The 16,223-nt window shown below is 56.3% G+C and carries 16 protein-coding genes; 10 read left to right on the top strand and 6 right to left on the bottom strand.

Features of this window, described 5'->3' with window-relative positions:
• Positions 1-49: 49 nt before the first annotated feature.
• Positions 50-991, top strand: coding sequence for a radical SAM protein (locus tag ABJI08_RS02765; RefSeq protein ID WP_348400290.1), 942 nt, complete (start codon positions 50-52; stop codon positions 989-991).
• A 26-nt stretch (positions 992-1,017) separates the two neighbouring features.
• Here the strand turns inward: ABJI08_RS02765 and ABJI08_RS02770 are convergent, their stop codons facing one another.
• Positions 1,018-1,713, bottom strand: a complete 696-nt coding sequence (locus tag ABJI08_RS02770; RefSeq protein WP_348400291.1) for a hypothetical protein — start codon at positions 1,711-1,713, stop codon at positions 1,018-1,020.
• A gap of 216 nt (positions 1,714-1,929) precedes the next feature.
• On the opposite strand from ABJI08_RS02770, the gene gyrA reads away from it, so the two are divergent.
• The 3 genes from gyrA (at position 1,930) to ABJI08_RS02785 (ending at position 5,671) form a co-directional block, all read left to right on the top strand.
• Positions 1,930-4,674, top strand: a complete 2,745-nt coding sequence (gene gyrA, locus ABJI08_RS02775; protein WP_348400292.1) for a DNA gyrase subunit A — start codon at positions 1,930-1,932, stop codon at positions 4,672-4,674.
• A 47-nt stretch (positions 4,675-4,721) separates the two neighbouring features.
• A complete protein-coding gene (locus tag ABJI08_RS02780) occupies positions 4,722-5,081 on the top strand; it encodes a hypothetical protein (protein ID WP_348400293.1) in 360 nt (119 codons plus the stop codon).
• 128 nt (positions 5,082-5,209) lie between these two features.
• The gene (locus tag ABJI08_RS02785) at positions 5,210-5,671 is read left to right on the top strand and encodes a hypothetical protein (RefSeq protein WP_348400294.1); all 462 of its coding nucleotides are present in this window, start codon (positions 5,210-5,212) and stop codon (positions 5,669-5,671) included.
• Positions 5,672-5,791: 120 nt separating this feature from the next.
• On the opposite strand, the gene ABJI08_RS02790 is transcribed toward ABJI08_RS02785, so the two are convergent.
• The 3 genes from ABJI08_RS02790 to ctaA form a co-directional block, all read right to left on the bottom strand.
• A complete protein-coding gene (locus ABJI08_RS02790) occupies positions 5,792-7,039 on the bottom strand; it encodes a GNAT family N-acetyltransferase (RefSeq protein WP_348400295.1) in 1,248 nt (415 codons plus the stop codon).
• A 71-nt stretch (positions 7,040-7,110) separates the two neighbouring features.
• Positions 7,111-8,586: a carboxypeptidase M32 gene (locus ABJI08_RS02795; RefSeq protein ID WP_348400296.1), complete on the bottom strand. Its 1,476-nt coding sequence runs from the start codon at positions 8,584-8,586 to the stop codon at positions 7,111-7,113.
• A 4-nt stretch (positions 8,587-8,590) separates the two neighbouring features.
• Complete coding sequence (gene ctaA / locus ABJI08_RS02800) at positions 8,591-9,739, bottom strand: heme A synthase (protein ID WP_348400297.1); 1,149 nt, start codon at positions 9,737-9,739, stop codon at positions 8,591-8,593.
• Between the two features lie 255 nt (positions 9,740-9,994).
• On the opposite strand from ctaA, the gene ABJI08_RS02805 reads away from it, so the two are divergent.
• Positions 9,995-10,549 carry a sugar O-acetyltransferase gene (locus tag ABJI08_RS02805; protein ID WP_348400298.1) on the top strand — a complete coding sequence of 185 codons (555 nt, stop codon included), beginning with the start codon at positions 9,995-9,997 and terminating at the stop codon, positions 10,547-10,549.
• Positions 10,550-10,619: 70 nt separating this feature from the next.
• Here ABJI08_RS02805 and ABJI08_RS02810 read toward each other — a convergent pair whose 3' ends face one another.
• A complete protein-coding gene (locus tag ABJI08_RS02810; RefSeq protein ID WP_348400299.1) occupies positions 10,620-11,366 on the bottom strand; it encodes an RNA methyltransferase in 747 nt (248 codons plus the stop codon).
• A gap of 128 nt (positions 11,367-11,494) precedes the next feature.
• Between ABJI08_RS02810 and ABJI08_RS02815 the strand changes: the two genes are divergently transcribed.
• From ABJI08_RS02815 to ABJI08_RS02835, 5 genes are all read left to right on the top strand, one after another.
• Positions 11,495-11,824: a TfoX/Sxy family protein gene (locus tag ABJI08_RS02815; protein WP_348400300.1), complete on the top strand. Its 330-nt coding sequence runs from the start codon at positions 11,495-11,497 to the stop codon at positions 11,822-11,824.
• 55 nt (positions 11,825-11,879) lie between these two features.
• Complete coding sequence (locus ABJI08_RS02820; protein WP_348400301.1) at positions 11,880-12,500, top strand: thiamine phosphate synthase; 621 nt, start codon at positions 11,880-11,882, stop codon at positions 12,498-12,500.
• 61 nt (positions 12,501-12,561) lie between these two features.
• The gene (locus tag ABJI08_RS02825) at positions 12,562-13,455 is read left to right on the top strand and encodes a PfkB family carbohydrate kinase (protein ID WP_348400302.1); all 894 of its coding nucleotides are present in this window, start codon (positions 12,562-12,564) and stop codon (positions 13,453-13,455) included.
• Entirely contained in the window at positions 13,452-14,372 is a 921-nt protein-coding gene (locus ABJI08_RS02830) for a pseudouridine-5'-phosphate glycosidase (RefSeq protein WP_348400303.1), read from the top strand. Before ABJI08_RS02825 ends, ABJI08_RS02830 begins: the two co-directional genes overlap by 4 nt.
• Before the next feature lie 71 nt (positions 14,373-14,443).
• Positions 14,444-15,133: a DUF502 domain-containing protein gene (locus tag ABJI08_RS02835; RefSeq protein ID WP_348400304.1), complete on the top strand. Its 690-nt coding sequence runs from the start codon at positions 14,444-14,446 to the stop codon at positions 15,131-15,133.
• Here ABJI08_RS02835 and ABJI08_RS02840 read toward each other — a convergent pair whose 3' ends face one another.
• On the bottom strand, positions 15,134-16,174 hold the full coding sequence (locus ABJI08_RS02840; protein WP_348400305.1) for a patatin-like phospholipase family protein: 1,041 nt from the start codon (positions 16,172-16,174) through the stop codon (positions 15,134-15,136). It lies immediately after the preceding gene.
• Between the last annotated feature and the right edge of the window lie 49 nt (positions 16,175-16,223).

The following is a 16,223-nucleotide window of genomic DNA, read 5'->3' on the forward strand; positions in this document are numbered from 1 at the left end:
GACCGTTTTTTCGATAGGACAAATTAAAGCAGATGAAAATGGCAGGCACATGAAAGACAACGCAAAATTCGGAAAATTTCGGGATCCGTATGTCACCGCAACCGGTGAGACACGCGCACATGTGCCCCTTTCCGATCCACAGACTCTTTGGTTCAACACTGGAACGTTGTGCAATATCGAGTGCGAAAACTGCTATATTTTAAGTTCTCCCACCAATGACGCGCTGGTTTACCTGACGACCGACGATGTCACTTCGTTTCTGGACCAACTTGAGGCCCGAAAATGGGGTGTGCGTGAGATTGGTTTCACAGGCGGCGAGCCGTTTATGAACCCAAATATGATTGCGATGACCGAACGCGCACTGGAACGCGGGTATGACGTTCTTATCCTGACAAATGCCATGCGACCCATGATGCGAAAATCGATGCGTGCCGGATTGCTAGCGCTGCACAAAACCTATGGTGACAAGCTGACGTTGCGCATTTCAGTTGACCATTGGAGCGCGGAATTACACGACAAGGAACGCGGAACAGGCAGCTTTCAACGCACGCTGGAAGGTATGCAATGGTTGCGTGACAATGGCATAAAGATGGCCGTCGCCGGGCGTACAGTATGGGGCGAAAACGATGCAGAATCCCGCGCTGGATACGCGTCTTTTTTTGACAGACATGACTTTAAGGTCGATGCGCAAAATCCTGCTTTTACTGTGCTTTTTCCAGAAATGGACGACCAGGCAGAAGTGCCAGAGATCACCACAGGCTGTTGGAGCATTCTGAACAAATCACCAAGTCAAGTTATGTGCGCGTCGGCGCGTATGGTGGTGCGACACAAAGGGGCGGATAAACCGTCGGTCATCGCCTGTACTTTGCTGCCATATGACGCTCAGTTTGATCTGGGCTCCACACTGCAAGAGGCTGAGAAACCGGTTCAGCTCAACCACCCGCATTGTGCCAAGTTCTGTGTACTAGGTGGCGCGTCCTGCTCTGCCTGAGCTTGGACGCTTTTAACGCAACACCCCTAATTCAGCTCCGGTGAACGCCAGTATTTGGTGCCGCTGGCATTTGCATTCACGCGCCAGCCTTTCTTGCTCAGCGCAAAGAACGAACGGCCGTCCACGAACCGAACGGATTCATTGCTGTTGCCTTCGCCCTGCATGGATCCCGCCTCGGCGCTGGCGTCATAGCCATGAGCGACAAAGCTTTCGAAATCGGCCTGTGTTTCAAACAAAATGACAAATTGCTTGGCAAACCCGCCAATTCCTATCGCCAATCCAACACCACCAGACCCCATATTCATGTAAGTCCGCGCGCCATTGCCCAAGGAAATTGCGACGCCGCGCCCATAGGCCGCCGAAACGGGAATGACCGAAACCTGTCGTGAATCAAACGCAGCATAGCCTGCGCTGATCTCAAACAGTTCCCTGGCTTCGGCGTTTTCGCTAATCAGACGGGCGATAATGTCATCCGCCATGGCGTCCAAACGCGCACGGGTGTCTGCCGGGGTGGCTTCGTTCGAAACCAACTCTCCTGTGGATACAAACGCGTCGCCAACAGCTTCTGCGCCGCTTTCTACCGCGCCGCCAACAGCCTGAGCGCCATCACCAATGGCCTCTCCAGTAGTTTGCGCGCCTTTTTTGACCTTGTCCCACACAGATTCGGCCTGCACCGGTCCAACCAGCCCCAAAATCAGTGCAATTCCCCAGAAATTCTTCATAATCTGCCCCCTGAATTCACCCATTGTAGGTTCTGGAATTCTTACACGCAATATGGTCCGGAAATCCGCAAAAAGTCACCAACAAAATCAATTGGTTAACAAGTCGCCCTTCAGGATCATTCACCCAGCATCCCTGCCCCATTGCACCCTATATCCTGCCTCTGATATAACATGCACAACAACATATGGACCGCCACAAAGAAGCGAGCACAGGACTTGAGCGACACGCCAGAAATACCTGAAAACGAAGAAGAAAATCCAATTCACGAACGGATGCACCACGACGGCCCATCGATCTCGATCGAAGACGAAATGCGCACGTCCTACCTCGATTACGCCATGAGCGTGATTGTGAGCCGTGCCATTCCTGATCTGCGAGACGGTTTGAAACCTGTGCATCGCCGGATTCTCTATGCCATGCACGAGACTGGCAACACTCACGAAAAATCCTACCGCAAATCGGCCCGACCGGTTGGCGACGTGATGGGTAAATACCACCCACACGGCGACGGCGCGATCTATGACGCTCTGGTGCGCATGGCGCAGGACTTTTCGATGTCACTGCCTTTGCTGGATGGTCAGGGCAACTTTGGCTCGATGGACGGCGATAACCCTGCCGCGATGCGCTATACCGAGGTGCGCATGGACAAACCGGCAGCCTTTATGTTGGCTGATATCGAGAAAGAAACCGTCGATTTCCAAGACAACTATGATGGCAAGGACCGCGAACCCACCGTTCTGCCGTCGCGCTTTCCCAATATGCTGGTCAATGGCGCCGGCGGTATTGCTGTTGGTATGGCCACGAACATTCCGCCCCACAATCTGGGCGAAGTGATCGATGCAACGCTGGCGCTGATCGAAGACCCTGACCTGACCAGCGAACAGCTGATCCAATATGTCCCCGGCCCTGATTTTCCGACAGGTGGTATTCTGTTGGGCCGGACCGGTGCGCGCAAAGCCTATCTCGAAGGCCGTGGCAGCGTCATCATCCGATCCAAGACCCGGGTCGAAGAGATCCGAAAAGATCGCTATGCCATTGTTATTGATGAGATTCCATATCAGGTGAACAAGTCTTCGATGATCGAAAAGATCGCCGAAGCCGCGCGTGAAAAACGCATCGAAGGCATCGCCCATGTTCAGGACGAATCCGACCGCAACGGTGTGCGCGTAGTTGTCGAGCTGAAGCGCGATGCCACTGCCGAAGTGGTGCTGAACCAATTGTTCCGCTTCACCCCGATGCAAACGCATTTTGGTTGCAACATGCTGGCTTTGAACGGCGGTCGCCCCGAACAGCTGACTTTGCGGCGTTTCCTGACATCGTTTCTGGATTTCCGTGAAGATGTTGTCGCGCGCCGCACCGCGTTTGATTTGCGCAAAGCCCGTGAGCGCAGCCACATCCTGTGTGGTCTGGCGGTGGCTGTATCCAACGTCGACGAAGTGGTTGCCACAATCCGCAGTTCTGCGGATGCTGCCGAGGCGCGTCTCAAGCTGATGACACGTCGCTGGCCCGCGGCTGACATTGCCGCCTATATTCAGCTGATCGACGATCCGACCCATACCATGAACGACGATGGCACTTATAACCTGTCTGAAACGCAGGTCCGCGCCATCCTTGAATTGCGTCTGCAGCGCCTGACTCAGATTGGCGTGAAAGAAGTCACAGACGAACTTGAAGAACTGGCCGGTAAGATCAAGGAATACCTTGAAATTCTCGGGTCACGTGAACGCATCATGGGAATGATCACAGACGAGCTGCGCGAGGTTCAATCCAAGTTTTCTGTGCCCCGTCGGACTCAGATTGTTGACTGGTCTGGCGACATGGAAGACGAAGACCTGATCGAACGCGAAGACATGGTCGTAACCGTGACGTCCGGCGGCTATATCAAACGCACGCCACTGGCCGACTTCCGCGCGCAGAAACGCGGCGGCAAGGGCATTTCGGGCATGCAGACCAAAGAAGAGGATGTTGTCACAACGCTCTTCGTGGCCAATACGCACACGCAGTTGTTGTTCTTTACGACCGATGGCATGGCCTACAAACTCAAGACATGGCGCCTGCCCCAAGGGGGGCGGACCGCCAAAGGCAAGGCCATCATCAATATCCTGCCCATTCCGCAAGGTGTCTCTATTGCCGCCATCATGCCGGTGGATGCCGAGGAAGAAGACTGGAACGATCTGCAGATCGTGTTTGCCACGTCGGCGGGTGATGTGCGCCGCAACGCGCTGTCTGACTTTACCAACGTCAAACGCAACGGCAAAATCGCGATGAAGCTGCCCGAAGAGGTCGAACTCGTGAACGCTCGCATCTGCGGCGCGGATGACGACGTAATGCTGGTGACGAACTCGGGCCGGGCCATTCGATTCCGCAGCACGGATGTGCGTGTCTTTAAGGGGCGCGATTCCACCGGTGTTCGTGGCATCCGCCTGTCGGGCACAGACCGCGTGGTGTCGATGTCGGTGATCCGCCACTTTGAGGCTGAATCCGAAGAACGCGCCGCCTATCTCAAAATGCGCCGGGCCGTGGCCGGTGTGACCGAGGATGGAGAAGAGGACGAAGCCGTTCAGGGATCTATCAGTCAGGAACGCTATGCTGAAATGTCAGCTGCTGAAAACCTGCTGCTGACCATCACATCGGGCGGCGCGGGCAAGCTCAGCTCCAGCCATGATTATCCGGTCCGTGGTCGCGGTGGTCAGGGTGTTGCTGCAATGGACAAAGCCATGCGTGGAGGTGCGCTTGTAGCGTCCTTCCCGGTTGAAATGGGCGATCAGATCATGCTGGCAACCTCCAAAGGTCAGTCGATCCGCGTGCCCGTTGATGGCATTTCCTTTCGCTCGCGCAGCGCTGGCGGCGTCAAAGTCTTCAACACCGGCAAGGGTGAAGAGGTTGTCTCTGTTGCGTGGATCGCGGAACAGAACGACGAAGATGACCAAGATCAAGGCGAAGACACTTCAGAAAGCTGACAAGCATCAGGGGGCACAGGCTGCCCCCTGCATTCTGGAGACGCGTTATGAAATCCGCTTTGTTTGTCCCACTTCTGACTGGTGCCATTCTGGCTGGCCTGCCTGTGCAGGCCGCCGAAATCACCGGAGCAGATCTGATAGACCAGATCACGGGAAAATCCTTCGATTGTGTTCAGGGCGATATCCCGCTGGAATGGCGGTTTGACGACATCGCGCAAGATGCCAAAACCATTCCTTACACGGCTGTTGTGCGCGGTAAAACCGTCGAGGCCGAATATGAAGTCACTTCAAATGGTCGTTTAAGTTCTGATGGTTATGGCGCGGAACGCATTGTTGAACGCGCCCCGGACGGCACGTTGACCGTAACCCGTGCAGACGGGCGCGCAATGACGTGTATCGTCCAGTAATACCTAAAACCAGAACTCAAACCTGATAGCACTTATCAGGAAAGTTTGTTTGATTTGCGTTAAGCGCAATGCGTCTATCCGGCATCCAATTGACCCATGGTCAATGGACAGCTTTTAAGGAGAGACACATGCGCGCGATCAACACAGAGACCATGAAAATGATATTCATGGCAGGGCTAGGCGGAGAGTTCGTATTCGAAGCCTATTCATGGGTGCTATCGCCTGTTTTCTTCGGGCCAATTCTGGAACCCGCCAAACTGGTCACGGCCATCGTCGCCAAAACGACCGGGATTATGCTGCCCTATGGGCTTGCCTTTATTATCCACTTTCTGATCGGGTCTGTCTTCTTTGCTCTGCTCGTCTACCTGTTGAATGGCGTTCTGAAGAAAGGATACATTCTGGCGGGTCTGGCGACCGGTCTGATCCTTTGGTTTGTCGCGCAAGGCATGCTCGCCCCCTTCATAGGTCGACCGTTTATGATGGAATTTGGCGCCTATACACAATCGTCGTTTGTCGCACACACAAGCATGATGATGGTTATAGGCTTCATCCTGTCCAGGCTTTTGCCAAACGCAGCCGTAACGCCCTGACATCTGAGCGACCGGTTATTCGTCATGAGATGAAGCCATTCAGCATCGCTACCTAACTGGCGGTGCTGAGTTAGGTTCTGATTTCGCAAGGGTACCTAAGGCAAGCCCCATGACGCCAAATCAGAATAAAACCGCGTCTCTTGCCAAAGATTTCAAGGCGTTGCGAGCATCACTGAGCCTTTTCGATGCAACCAAACGGTCTATCCGTTTCAAAGCCGCCGGGACGTGCGCGCGATCAAGGCACCCAATCTGCGTGCCCGGCCCGCGATCAATGGTCAGGTATCCAAGTATATCCTCGGTTGCACCCAATTGAAACTTATACTCGGCATCGCCTTGCCCGAAATCATATGTTTCATACCCGTTCTGGATCGCAAAACGCATTGCCTCCAGATGCATCACCATCCCGGCACTAAATCGGGTTTCCAACGGATCACGCCCCTCAATCACGGAAATCATGCGCCGGGATTTGGCGTCTAACACATGCGCAGTGGCACAGATCTGACGCTCTCCGTCAAAGCATGCCATCAAAAGAAGCGTGCCCAGTTGATTGGCTCGATCCAGAAAAGCCTCATAACGATGCTTCAAAGCCTCCAGCTTGCGACCGCTTTTGTGATCTCCCCACTTAATGGCCCATTGTGCCATCATCTCGGCTTGCACAATTGCGCGGTCTTCGGGCTGTGAGATCACTCGCATCTCGATCCCTGCTGCGTCCGACGCCCGCAAGTCCCGTCGTAACCCTTTTCGCGTGCTGCGGCCCAAACCGGCAAGATAGCTGTCAAAATCCGTTGCCACTGTCATCGACAGATGGGCCAACTGATTTGTACGTCCGCCATTCGATCGATACTCAGGCCAATCAACCCGATACGCAGGCCCGCCAAAATCGTTCGACAATATCTGCAACCGCCGCAAATCGGGCACATGGCGCAGCGAAAGGCGCGCCCATGGAGCGTTTTTCAGATATCTGGCAAATGCACGCATGGCGATGGTCTGATGCTCTGGCGCACAAAGCATTCCTGCACTATCAGAAAGCCCCAGCCTGCCAAGCCCCGTCAGATGAGTCACAAATCGTTGACGTGACCGGCTCCAATGCAGTTGTCGCGCAAGCGGCAAAAACGCCTGAAACCCGTCACTTACATCCCTCGGCGACCACGCCAATACACACATGTCGTCTGGGTTTTCGCGCGTTATCGCGGTGATCCAATCCCGGCCAAGAAAGAACCCAGCGTTCGGATCAGCGCCATGCACGCGATCAAAAGCAGCGCGGCACGCTGCAAATTCGCGAATATCCGTGATCGCAACCACATCTCCAAGCGAGGCACCCGCCGCAATCTCTGCGCCGTCACGTTCGTTGGAAAAATTGCCGTCCATTTGTTTACTCGTCTGCAATAACACTACACCGCAGACGGTAGCACCGGATTAGGGCATCAGTTTGGCGAACCTCAAAGTCCGTACAAGTCCCCAAACTTGCCTTCCAGATAGGCCAGCAAGGGTTCTGGTGACGGCTCTACTCCGCTGGCATGTCTGATCGTGTCACTTGGGCGACGCAAACCGCCATGTTGTTGCAAGTTTTCGCGCAACCATCCGGTCGCAGCTTCGGTTTCGCCCTCTGCCAACAGAGCATCCAGATCGGGCACCGCCTTGCGCATCGCGTCGTTCAGGCATCCGGCATAGACATTGCCCAGCGAATAGGTCGGGAAATAACCAAACAGCCCCACCGACCAATGCACATCCTGCAAAACACCGTTTGATGGTTTGTCCACGGCATAGCCGAAATCAGCGGCAAACCGATCATTCCAGGCCGCCTCAAGATCAGCCACCTCAAGATCGCCGCTCATCAGCGCGCGTTCCAGATCAAACCGCAACATAATGTGCAGGTTATATTGCACCTCATCGGCTTCGGTGCGGATATAACCGTCATGAACGCAATTCACCGCGCCATAAAACGCATCGGCATCGGGCATGCCAAAATTGCCGAACTTTTCGCGCATTTCTTCGAACAACCATCCGGAAAAGGCACGGCTGCGCCCCAGCTGGTTTTCGTAAATCCGGCTCTGGCTTTCATGCACACCCATCGACACACCCTGCCCCAATGGCGTCAGAGCATAGTCGTCATCGATGCCCTGTTCGTAACAGGCATGGCCAACTTCATGAATAGTCGAATAAAAACAGTTGAACGGATCATCATCGCTGGTGCGTGTGGTGATGCGCACATCATGGCCGGACCCCGACGAAAACGGGTGCACGGCCTTGTCGATCCGCCCCATCGACATGTCATATCCAAAGCACCGCGCCAGATCGCGGGTCAGCTTCATCTGTTTGTTGGCCGGAAAAATACCTTCGATTCGCGCCGGAGCCGGTTTTTCCAGAACCGCCGCACGCAGCGCCACCAATCTTGGGCGCATGGTGTCAAACATCGCGCCCAATTCGTGCGCCGTCATGTCCGGTTCGTAATCGTCAATCATCGCGTCATAGACATCGCCACCGTTTGCCAGCGCCTGTCCTTCCTGGCGTTTCAGTGCGACAACCTCTTCGAGCACCGGCAAAAACGCGGCAACATCTTCGTCAGCCCGCGCCTGTGCCCATTGGCCCTGTGCGCGACTTGTCACCTTGGCAATTTCGGAAGCCAGTGCGGCGGGCACTTTCATGGTCCGGGCATAGCTTTTTCGGATATGACGCATCTGCGCCTGCCCAACTTCGTCCAACGTCGCATCGTCGATCTCGTCCAGCCACGCGCCCACTTTGGGATCAACCCGGCGTGCGTGCAATACCTGCTCCATCGCTGCCATTTCCTCGGACCGCTGACCAGCAGCCCCCCGCGGCATCACCGTTTCCTGATCCCAGCCAAGACGTCCGGCCACTTGCCCCAACGCCTGTGTGGTGTGGGTGAATGCCATCAAATCATCATACGCGCTCATTTACTCAGCCTTCCCGGATCGATGTTGCGATTGGATAATGTGACAGGAACCGCGCCTTCAGGATCAGAACCCAAACCAGAACCGCCATCACCTGATGCACAATCGCAATCTGCACAGGAGCGGCGTAAATCACCGTGACAACCCCAATCACAATCTGCAACACCACAGCCGCAAATACCGTGTTTAAGGCGAATTTTGTCCGACCATTGGCAGACCCTTGACCACGTCGCCACACAATCACGGCGAAGATCACAAACAGATAGCCCCAGATCCGATGCACAAACTGCACCAGCCCCGGGTTTTCGAAAAAGTTCTTCCAGCCCGGCGAAATCGAAAAGGCATCCGGCGGGAACAGTTGTCCGCCCATCATCGGCCAATCTGTATAGGACCGGCCCGCATCGATGCCAGCCACCAAAGCACCCAGCAATATCTGCACAAACGCCATGTGCATCAGGCCTGTCGACATGGAAAACAGTTTGTCCTCTTTACCGCGCCGGGCCTGCATCAGATCCCGTTCGCTGCGGCCCAACAAAAGGATGTACCAGCCGATAAAGCCCAGAATGACAAAAGCCAGCCCCAGATGTGTGGCCAATCGATAGCTCGCAACCGACGTCATGCCCTCGCCAGAGGTCACACCAGACGCAACCATCCACCAGCCAACAGCCCCCTGAACACCGCCAAGCGCACCAATCAGCACCAGCCGCCCGGTCCATCCGGTTGGAATTTTGCGCGCCGCCAGAAAACCAAAGAACCCCAACGCCCAGACCAGCCCAATCACCCGCCCCAGCTGGCGATGGCCCCATTCCCACCAATAGATAGATTTGAAATCGGCCAGCGTCATCCACTGGTTTTCAATCTGCCACTGGTCAATCTGTTTGTACTTGTCGAATTCGCTCTGCCAGTCCGCTTCGTTCATCGGCGGCAATGCCCCGGTCACCGGGCGCCATTCCGTGATCGACAGACCACTGTCGGTCAGACGGGTCAGCCCGCCGACAACAATCATCACGACAACCAGCGCAAACAACACCATCAGCCACAGACGAATTCCACCACGTGCACCTTTGTGCCCCTGATCGATCACACCCACCGCTTTTGCGGCGTCTTTGGGCGCGCTGTCGCCCACTTCTTCAAAAATACTGCGCTTCTGGCTCATGGGCATTCTCCCGGTCTTCGTGGGGGACATTAGGGATGGCTCGAACCACCTTCAACACCCAAGCCGCGATTAGTTCTGTGACACCGAAAATACTTGCCTTCCGGCCCTGCGTCCTGCTGCAAATCAAAGATGACCCGATGCATTCGACAATTGCCTGCACCTACATATCAAAGGCACGGCAGAAACCGCCGGTTCTGTCTGCGTTGCTGCATGCGTCTGTCTTACGATAAGCTGTGAAAAAAATGCGGGCGTCATATGAAAACAGAACAACAAAAGATGGCAGCGGGCGAATGGTACACCTGCCTTGATGACGAGCTAGAGGCGCTGCGGGCAACGGCACGAATGGCAGTCCATCAACACAATACCCTGCCCCCGGACGCGCGCGGCGCCATCGGGCCTAAGCTTAGCCAACTTCTGAACGCCACGAATGCCTTCATAGAAGCCCCCTTTCATTGTGCCTATGGCGTCAACATCCATCTGGGGGATCAGGTTTATCTAAATGCTGGCTGTACCATTCTGGATTGCGCCTCTGTGGCGATTGGCGACCAGTGCCATCTTGGCCCAAACGTGCAAATATTTTGCGCCGAACACCATCAGGACCCGGTGAAACGAAATGTCGACGGGTTAGAAATCGCCCGTCCTGTGACCATTGGCAAACGCGTATGGATTGGTGGCGGAGCGATCATTCTGGCCGGTGTCACAATTGGTGACGGAGCGGTCATTGGTGCGGGCAGCGTGGTCACAAAGGATGTCGCCGCCGGAGAGGTCGTCGTGGGCAATCCCGCGCGACCGATCGATCGAAACGGGTGACTATTATGTCATGAGGGGCGCTTAGCGCCTCTTGCGCAAACCCACCTGAAAAGCCGCTCGGAATTCTCAGCTATTCTCCGCGTTCTTTCCAACGCACCATCTGCCGCAGCATGCCATGCAACATCTGCACATCCGCCCGGGTCAGCCGCATCCGGCTCCACATATTGCGCAGATTGATCTTCATGCCCTCGGCCTTGGTCTCAGGAAAGAAAAAACCAGCCTGATCCAACCGTTCTTCGTAATGCCGGTTCAGGGCTTCCATTTCCGCGCCGGTGGCCCATTCCGTTTTGGCCATGTCCACCCGTTCGGCCTCGATCTCGGCACTTGCGCGTTTCCATTCATAGGCGGTCAGCAACACACATTGCGCCAGATTAAGCGATGCGTATTCCGGGTTCACCGGCACGTTGATAATCGCATTGGCTCGCGCGATGTCATCGTTCTCCAGACCAGACCTCTCTGGGCCGAACATCACTGCAACCTTGTCGCCTGCCGCAATCATCTGCGCGGCCATCTCCATCGCGCGCTCAGGCGTGACAACCGGTTTGGTCAGCCCGCGTGCCCGCGCCGTTGTGGCAAACACAAACTGACAATCCTCCAGCGCGGCTTCGGTTGTGTCACACAAAAACGCTTCATCCAGCAAACGCCCGGCCCCGCTGGCCATCGCCACGGCGCGCTCATTTGGCCAGCCATCACGCGGCGCAACCACTCGCATTCGGTCCAACCCGAAATTCCACATTGCCCGCGCTGCGCCGCCAATGTTTTCGCCCATCTGTGGACGCACCAGAACAAAGGCCGGTTGAGGGGTTGCGCTTGCCATGTCACTCTCCAAAAAATCTCGCCGCTGATACCGCCGCCCCGGAAAACAAACAACCCACAGCGCCTCATTTCACTGTAAATTCCCGATCGATGGCCTAAAATCGAACTTGTAACAGGGAGACACACCTTATGACTTATGACGACGGACACGCCACGATCCTGCGCGATGACCTGACCGACACGCACGGTCTGAGCGAAAAAAAGATGTTCGGCGGGCTCTGTTTCATGCTGAACGGCAATATGCTGTGTGGCGTGCACAAAGGCGGCGGCATGTTTCGCGTCGGCAAAGATAACGAGGCCGCAGCTCTTGAAATCGAGGGCGTTGATCCGCTTTCTTTTACCGGGCGCAAAATGGGCGGCATGGTGGATGTAAACGAAGACCTGATTGGCGACGATGACCGGCGCGCTCAGGTTATGGCCCTCGCGATGGATTTTGTGTCCAGTCTGCCAGCAAAGTAGCCAATCCTGAAAAACCGCGTTATAGCGGCCCGGACGTCATTCAAGGAGCCCGAAGATGGCCGATACCGAGCTGCCCCAGATCTATCTGATCTCCCCACCCGAGATTGAACTCAGCCGTTTTCCCGATCAACTCGCCCGCGTGCTCGATTCGACCGAAATCGCCTGTGTGCGTCTCGCACTTGCCACGCGTGACGAAGACCGCCTGTCCCGCGCCGCTGACGTGGTGCGCGAGGTCACGCATGCCCGCGACGTTGCAATCGTCATCTCTGAACACTTGCTTTTAGCCGAACGTCTGGGTCTGGACGGCGTACATCTGACGGATGGCGCGCGCTCAGTTCGAAAAACCCGCAAGGACATGGGCGACGACGCCATTGTCGGCGCGTTTTGCGGTGCCTCGCGCCACGACGGGATGACGGCCTGCGAACTGGGATGCGACTATGTCAGCTTTGGCCCCGTCGGAGCCACGCCACTGGGCGATGGCACATTGGCCGAACCGGACTTGTTTGAATGGTGGTCTCAGGTAATCGAAGTGCCCGTCGTTGCCGAAGGCGCGCTTGATACCGACATCATCGCCAGGCTTTCCCCGATGACCGACTTTTTCGGCATTGGTGAAGAGATCTGGCGCTGTGACGATCCGGTTGCGAAACTGACCGAATTGCGCGCCGCCATGTCGTAGGGCGGACAATCTGTCCGCCGCCACGCTTGCCAATCCGCATACAAAGCGCCAAAACGCTGGGATGACGCATTCGCCAGATATCCTTTGCATTGGCTCCGTCCTCTGGGACATAATTGGCCGATCCCCCAGCCATATGCGTCAGGGTTCTGACGTGCCCGGTCGGATCACCCGCCTGCCCGGCGGCGTGGCTCTGAACATTGCCATGACGCTGGCCCGCTTTCGTCTGCGTCCCGCGCTGTTGACAGCCATCGGGAAAGACGCCGAAGGCCACGAACTGATCCGCGCCTGTCACGATCTGGGCCTGATCACCGAGTATGCCTATCGTTCTGACGACCTGCCCACCGACACCTATATGGCGGTCGAAGGGGCCAATGGCGTGATTGCCGCCATCGCGGATGCCCACTCGCTCGAAGCGGCAGGTGACAAAATTCTGCGCCCGTTGTCGGATGGCTCGCTGGGGTCCCAGGATGCGCCTTACGCAGGCTTTATCGCACTCGATGGCAATCTCACCCAACGTCTTCTGGAACAAATCGCCCGCGCGCCCTTGTTTGCAGCGGCTGACCTGCGTGTCGCGCCCGCCTCTCCGGGCAAAGCGGAACGTCTGTCCCCCTTTCTCAACCATTCCCGCGCGGTGCTTTATGTGAACCTTGAAGAGGCCGGTCTGTTGTGCCAGACCGAATTCACCTCATCCGAGGCGGCCGCCCAAGGGTTGCTGAACAGGGGCGCCAAACGCGCGCTGGTGACGGATGGCGGCAAATCCGCCTCAGACGCCACCCCGGATGGTATCCTCACCCAAACCCCACCCGCCGTGCTTGTGACCCGCGTCACCGGTGCGGGTGATACGTTTATGGCCGCCCATATTGTGGCCGAAATCGCAGGTTGCGCCCGCGACGAAGCGCTTTCGCGCGCCCTCAACGCCGCCGCAACATATGTTTCCGGAGAACACGCAACATGAGCCTTGTCACCCTGTCGCCAGAAATCACCAAGGCCATGGCAAATGGCGTTCCCGTGGTTGCGCTGGAAAGCACGATCATCACGCACGGAATGCCATTTCCGCAAAACCTGGAGGTTGCAAGACAGGTAGAGGCCGACATTCGTGCAAAGGGCGCCGCACCGGCCACCATCGCCGTTTTGAATGGCACGCTGCACGTCGGCCTGACCGATGCCCAGCTTGAAACCCTTGCTCAATCCCAAAACGTCGCCAAGCTTAGCCGCGCTGACCTTGCCGTATGCATGGCGCAAGGCGGCACTGGCGCAACCACAGTTGCCGCCACCATGATCGCAGCTCATCAGGCGGGCATTGAGGTGTTTGCCACGGGTGGCATTGGCGGCGTGCACAAAGGGGCCGAGGACAGTTTTGACATTTCTGCCGACCTCAGCGAACTGGCGCAAACCCCGGTTACTGTGGTCGCCGCTGGCGCCAAGGCCATTCTTGACGTGCCCAAAACGCTGGAAATTCTGGAAACCAATGGCGTGCCGGTGATCACCTATCAACAAGACAGCTTTCCGGCGTTCTGGTCGGCCACATCAGCGCTGAAATCGCCCCTGCGTCTGGACACAGCCGCACAAATCGCCAAATCACATATCCTGCGCGGCGCACTTGGATTGCCCGGCGGCCATCTGATCGCAAACCCGATCCCACAGGCGGATGAAATCACCGCCGACACGCTCGCGCCTTTCATTGGTCAGGCCACAGATGAGGCGAACGCACAGGGAATCGCTGGCAAAGATGTAACGCCCTTCCTGCTGCAACGCATTTTCGAGCTGACCGGCGGCCGATCCCTGACCGCAAATATTGCCCTGGTGCGCAACAACGCCCGTCTGGCAGCGGATATCGCCCGTGAAATTGGCGCCCTGAAATCAAGTGGCTGAATTCGCTGCATTGTCGTTGAACGTTGCCGGTGAAAAGCCTAACTAGAGGGTGGACTTACCGGAACCCGCCCATGAACACGCCATTTGACGAACAGCCACAACCGCAAAAACACCGCCCCGGATTTTTCGGGCGCCTGCGGTCCAGCTTTCTGACCGGCATTGTGGTGATCCTGCCAATCGGTCTGACCATCTATCTGGTCTGGACGTTGATGGGTTGGGTCGATGGCTTTGTCCTGCCTTTGGTACCAAGTCGCTTCAATCCCGAAGAATATATCGGCATCAACCTGCGCGGCGTTGGCGTCATTATCTTTCTGGTGTTCACCATCATTGTGGGCTGGATTGCCAAAGGTCTGATCGGGCGATCCCTGATCCGCTGGGGTGAAACGCTGGTTGATCGCATGCCTGTTGTGCGTTCGATCTATTCCGGCGCCAAACAGATCGCTGAGACGGTCTTTGTTCAGACTGAACGCTCCTTTGAGCGGGCCTGCCTGATCGAATATCCGCGTCGCGGCATCTGGGCGATCGGGTTCATCTCGACTCACGCCAAAGGCGAAGTGGCTGACACAGTTGCCACTTCCAGCCAGTTGATGAGCGTATTTGTCCCGACCACGCCAAACCCAACTTCTGGCTTTCTGTTGTTTTTTCCCATCGATGATGTGATCGAACTGGAAATGTCCGTTGAAGACGCCGCCAAATTGGTGATCTCGGCTGGTCTGGTCTATCCCAACGCCAAAGACCCCACCAAACCTGCTGAAAACTGATCAACCATACGTCTCGGCCAGATCCACCGTGCCGCGTTTGTTCAGATCATCTTTGTGCGCGTCCAGAAACCCTTGCGCCGCAGCCTGCCCCGCCGCTTTCATGCGCGCCATGACATAGGGCACCGGGGTGCTTTTGGTGGCGACAGTCAGCTCATTCATCAGTTTGTCATCGGCAATCATATGCACATTCACTTCGCGAAACTGCCCACGCTCCAGAACGCCCTGTTCAATCAGGCGCCGCACAAACCCCACAGCGCGTAACTCGCTCATCATTGATGCATTAAAGCTGATCTCATTGACCCGGTTGGCGATCTGCTGCGGTGTAACCGGCAGCGTGTTGCGCTCTAAAGGGTTGATGTTCACAATCACCACATCTGACGGCAAATCGGGGCGATACAACGGCCACAACGCCGGGTTGCCAGTGTATCCGCCATCCCAGAATGCTTCCCGACGACCAGTCTTAGCATCATCGATTTCGACCGCCTGAAACATGGTGGGCAAACAGGCAGACGCTAACAACACATCTGTATTAATCTCTGAACCGGTAAAGACGCGCGCCTTGCCGGTGCGCACATTGGTCGCACAAATGAACAATTGCGGCCCGTTGTCATCACAGACCTTTTCATAGTGGAACTGGTCCGCAACCTGTCGCAAAGGATGCGCATAAAACGGCCCGTAAACATATGGCGTCATCATGCGTTGCGCCATGTCGGCAGCCATAAACGGCCACGAGTTTTCCAACGCCCGGCTGACAAACCCGGGTCCTGGCCCAATCCCGGCCATCCACGCCTCTAAGCCGGGTTCAGTCACAGCACCCAACTGCCCCCACAGCGACTCCAGATTGGCCCGCGCTGCCTCAGGCCCGCCTTCCAGCAATCCTGATTTCAGCGCAGCGCCATTCATCGCTCCGGCAGAGGTGCCGGAAATCCCGGCAATCTCAATATCCGGGTCCTGCAACAGAACATCCAGAACGCCCCATGTGAACGCGCCATGCGCACCGCCACCCTGAAGCGCAAGATTGATCCGCTTTTTATCACCCATATGACGACGCCCCTGTCTTGATTTGCGTCACCATATCTTAAGGTCGGCA

The organism is Shimia sp., from assembly GCF_039969785.1.
GTDB lineage: Bacteria > Pseudomonadota > Alphaproteobacteria > Rhodobacterales > Rhodobacteraceae > Shimia.

What these genes read in the sequence shown, in the direction of transcription:
- ABJI08_RS02825 (WP_348400302.1), top strand. Translation starts at nt 12,562, where the DNA reads ATGACGCATTCGCCAGATATCCTTTGCATTGGCTCCGTCCTCTGGGAC.
- ABJI08_RS02770 (WP_348400291.1), bottom strand. Translation starts at nt 1,713, where the DNA reads ATGAAGAATTTCTGGGGAATTGCACTGATTTTGGGGCTGGTTGGACCG.
- ABJI08_RS02795 (WP_348400296.1), bottom strand. Translation starts at nt 8,586, where the DNA reads ATGAGCGCGTATGATGATTTGATGGCATTCACCCACACCACACAGGCG.
- ABJI08_RS02810 (WP_348400299.1), bottom strand. Translation starts at nt 11,366, where the DNA reads ATGGCAAGCGCAACCCCTCAACCGGCCTTTGTTCTGGTGCGTCCACAG.
- ABJI08_RS02785 (WP_348400294.1), top strand. Translation starts at nt 5,210, where the DNA reads ATGCGCGCGATCAACACAGAGACCATGAAAATGATATTCATGGCAGGG.
- ABJI08_RS02805 (WP_348400298.1), top strand. Translation starts at nt 9,995, where the DNA reads ATGAAAACAGAACAACAAAAGATGGCAGCGGGCGAATGGTACACCTGC.
- ABJI08_RS02830 (WP_348400303.1), top strand. Translation starts at nt 13,452, where the DNA reads ATGAGCCTTGTCACCCTGTCGCCAGAAATCACCAAGGCCATGGCAAAT.
- ABJI08_RS02815 (WP_348400300.1), top strand. Translation starts at nt 11,495, where the DNA reads ATGACTTATGACGACGGACACGCCACGATCCTGCGCGATGACCTGACC.
- ABJI08_RS02820 (WP_348400301.1), top strand. Translation starts at nt 11,880, where the DNA reads ATGGCCGATACCGAGCTGCCCCAGATCTATCTGATCTCCCCACCCGAG.
- ABJI08_RS02840 (WP_348400305.1), bottom strand. Translation starts at nt 16,174, where the DNA reads ATGGGTGATAAAAAGCGGATCAATCTTGCGCTTCAGGGTGGCGGTGCG.
- ABJI08_RS02765 (WP_348400290.1), top strand. Translation starts at nt 50, where the DNA reads ATGAAAGACAACGCAAAATTCGGAAAATTTCGGGATCCGTATGTCACC.
- ABJI08_RS02835 (WP_348400304.1), top strand. Translation starts at nt 14,444, where the DNA reads ATGAACACGCCATTTGACGAACAGCCACAACCGCAAAAACACCGCCCC.
- ctaA (WP_348400297.1), bottom strand. Translation starts at nt 9,739, where the DNA reads ATGAGCCAGAAGCGCAGTATTTTTGAAGAAGTGGGCGACAGCGCGCCC.
- ABJI08_RS02790 (WP_348400295.1), bottom strand. Translation starts at nt 7,039, where the DNA reads ATGGACGGCAATTTTTCCAACGAACGTGACGGCGCAGAGATTGCGGCG.
- ABJI08_RS02780 (WP_348400293.1), top strand. Translation starts at nt 4,722, where the DNA reads ATGAAATCCGCTTTGTTTGTCCCACTTCTGACTGGTGCCATTCTGGCT.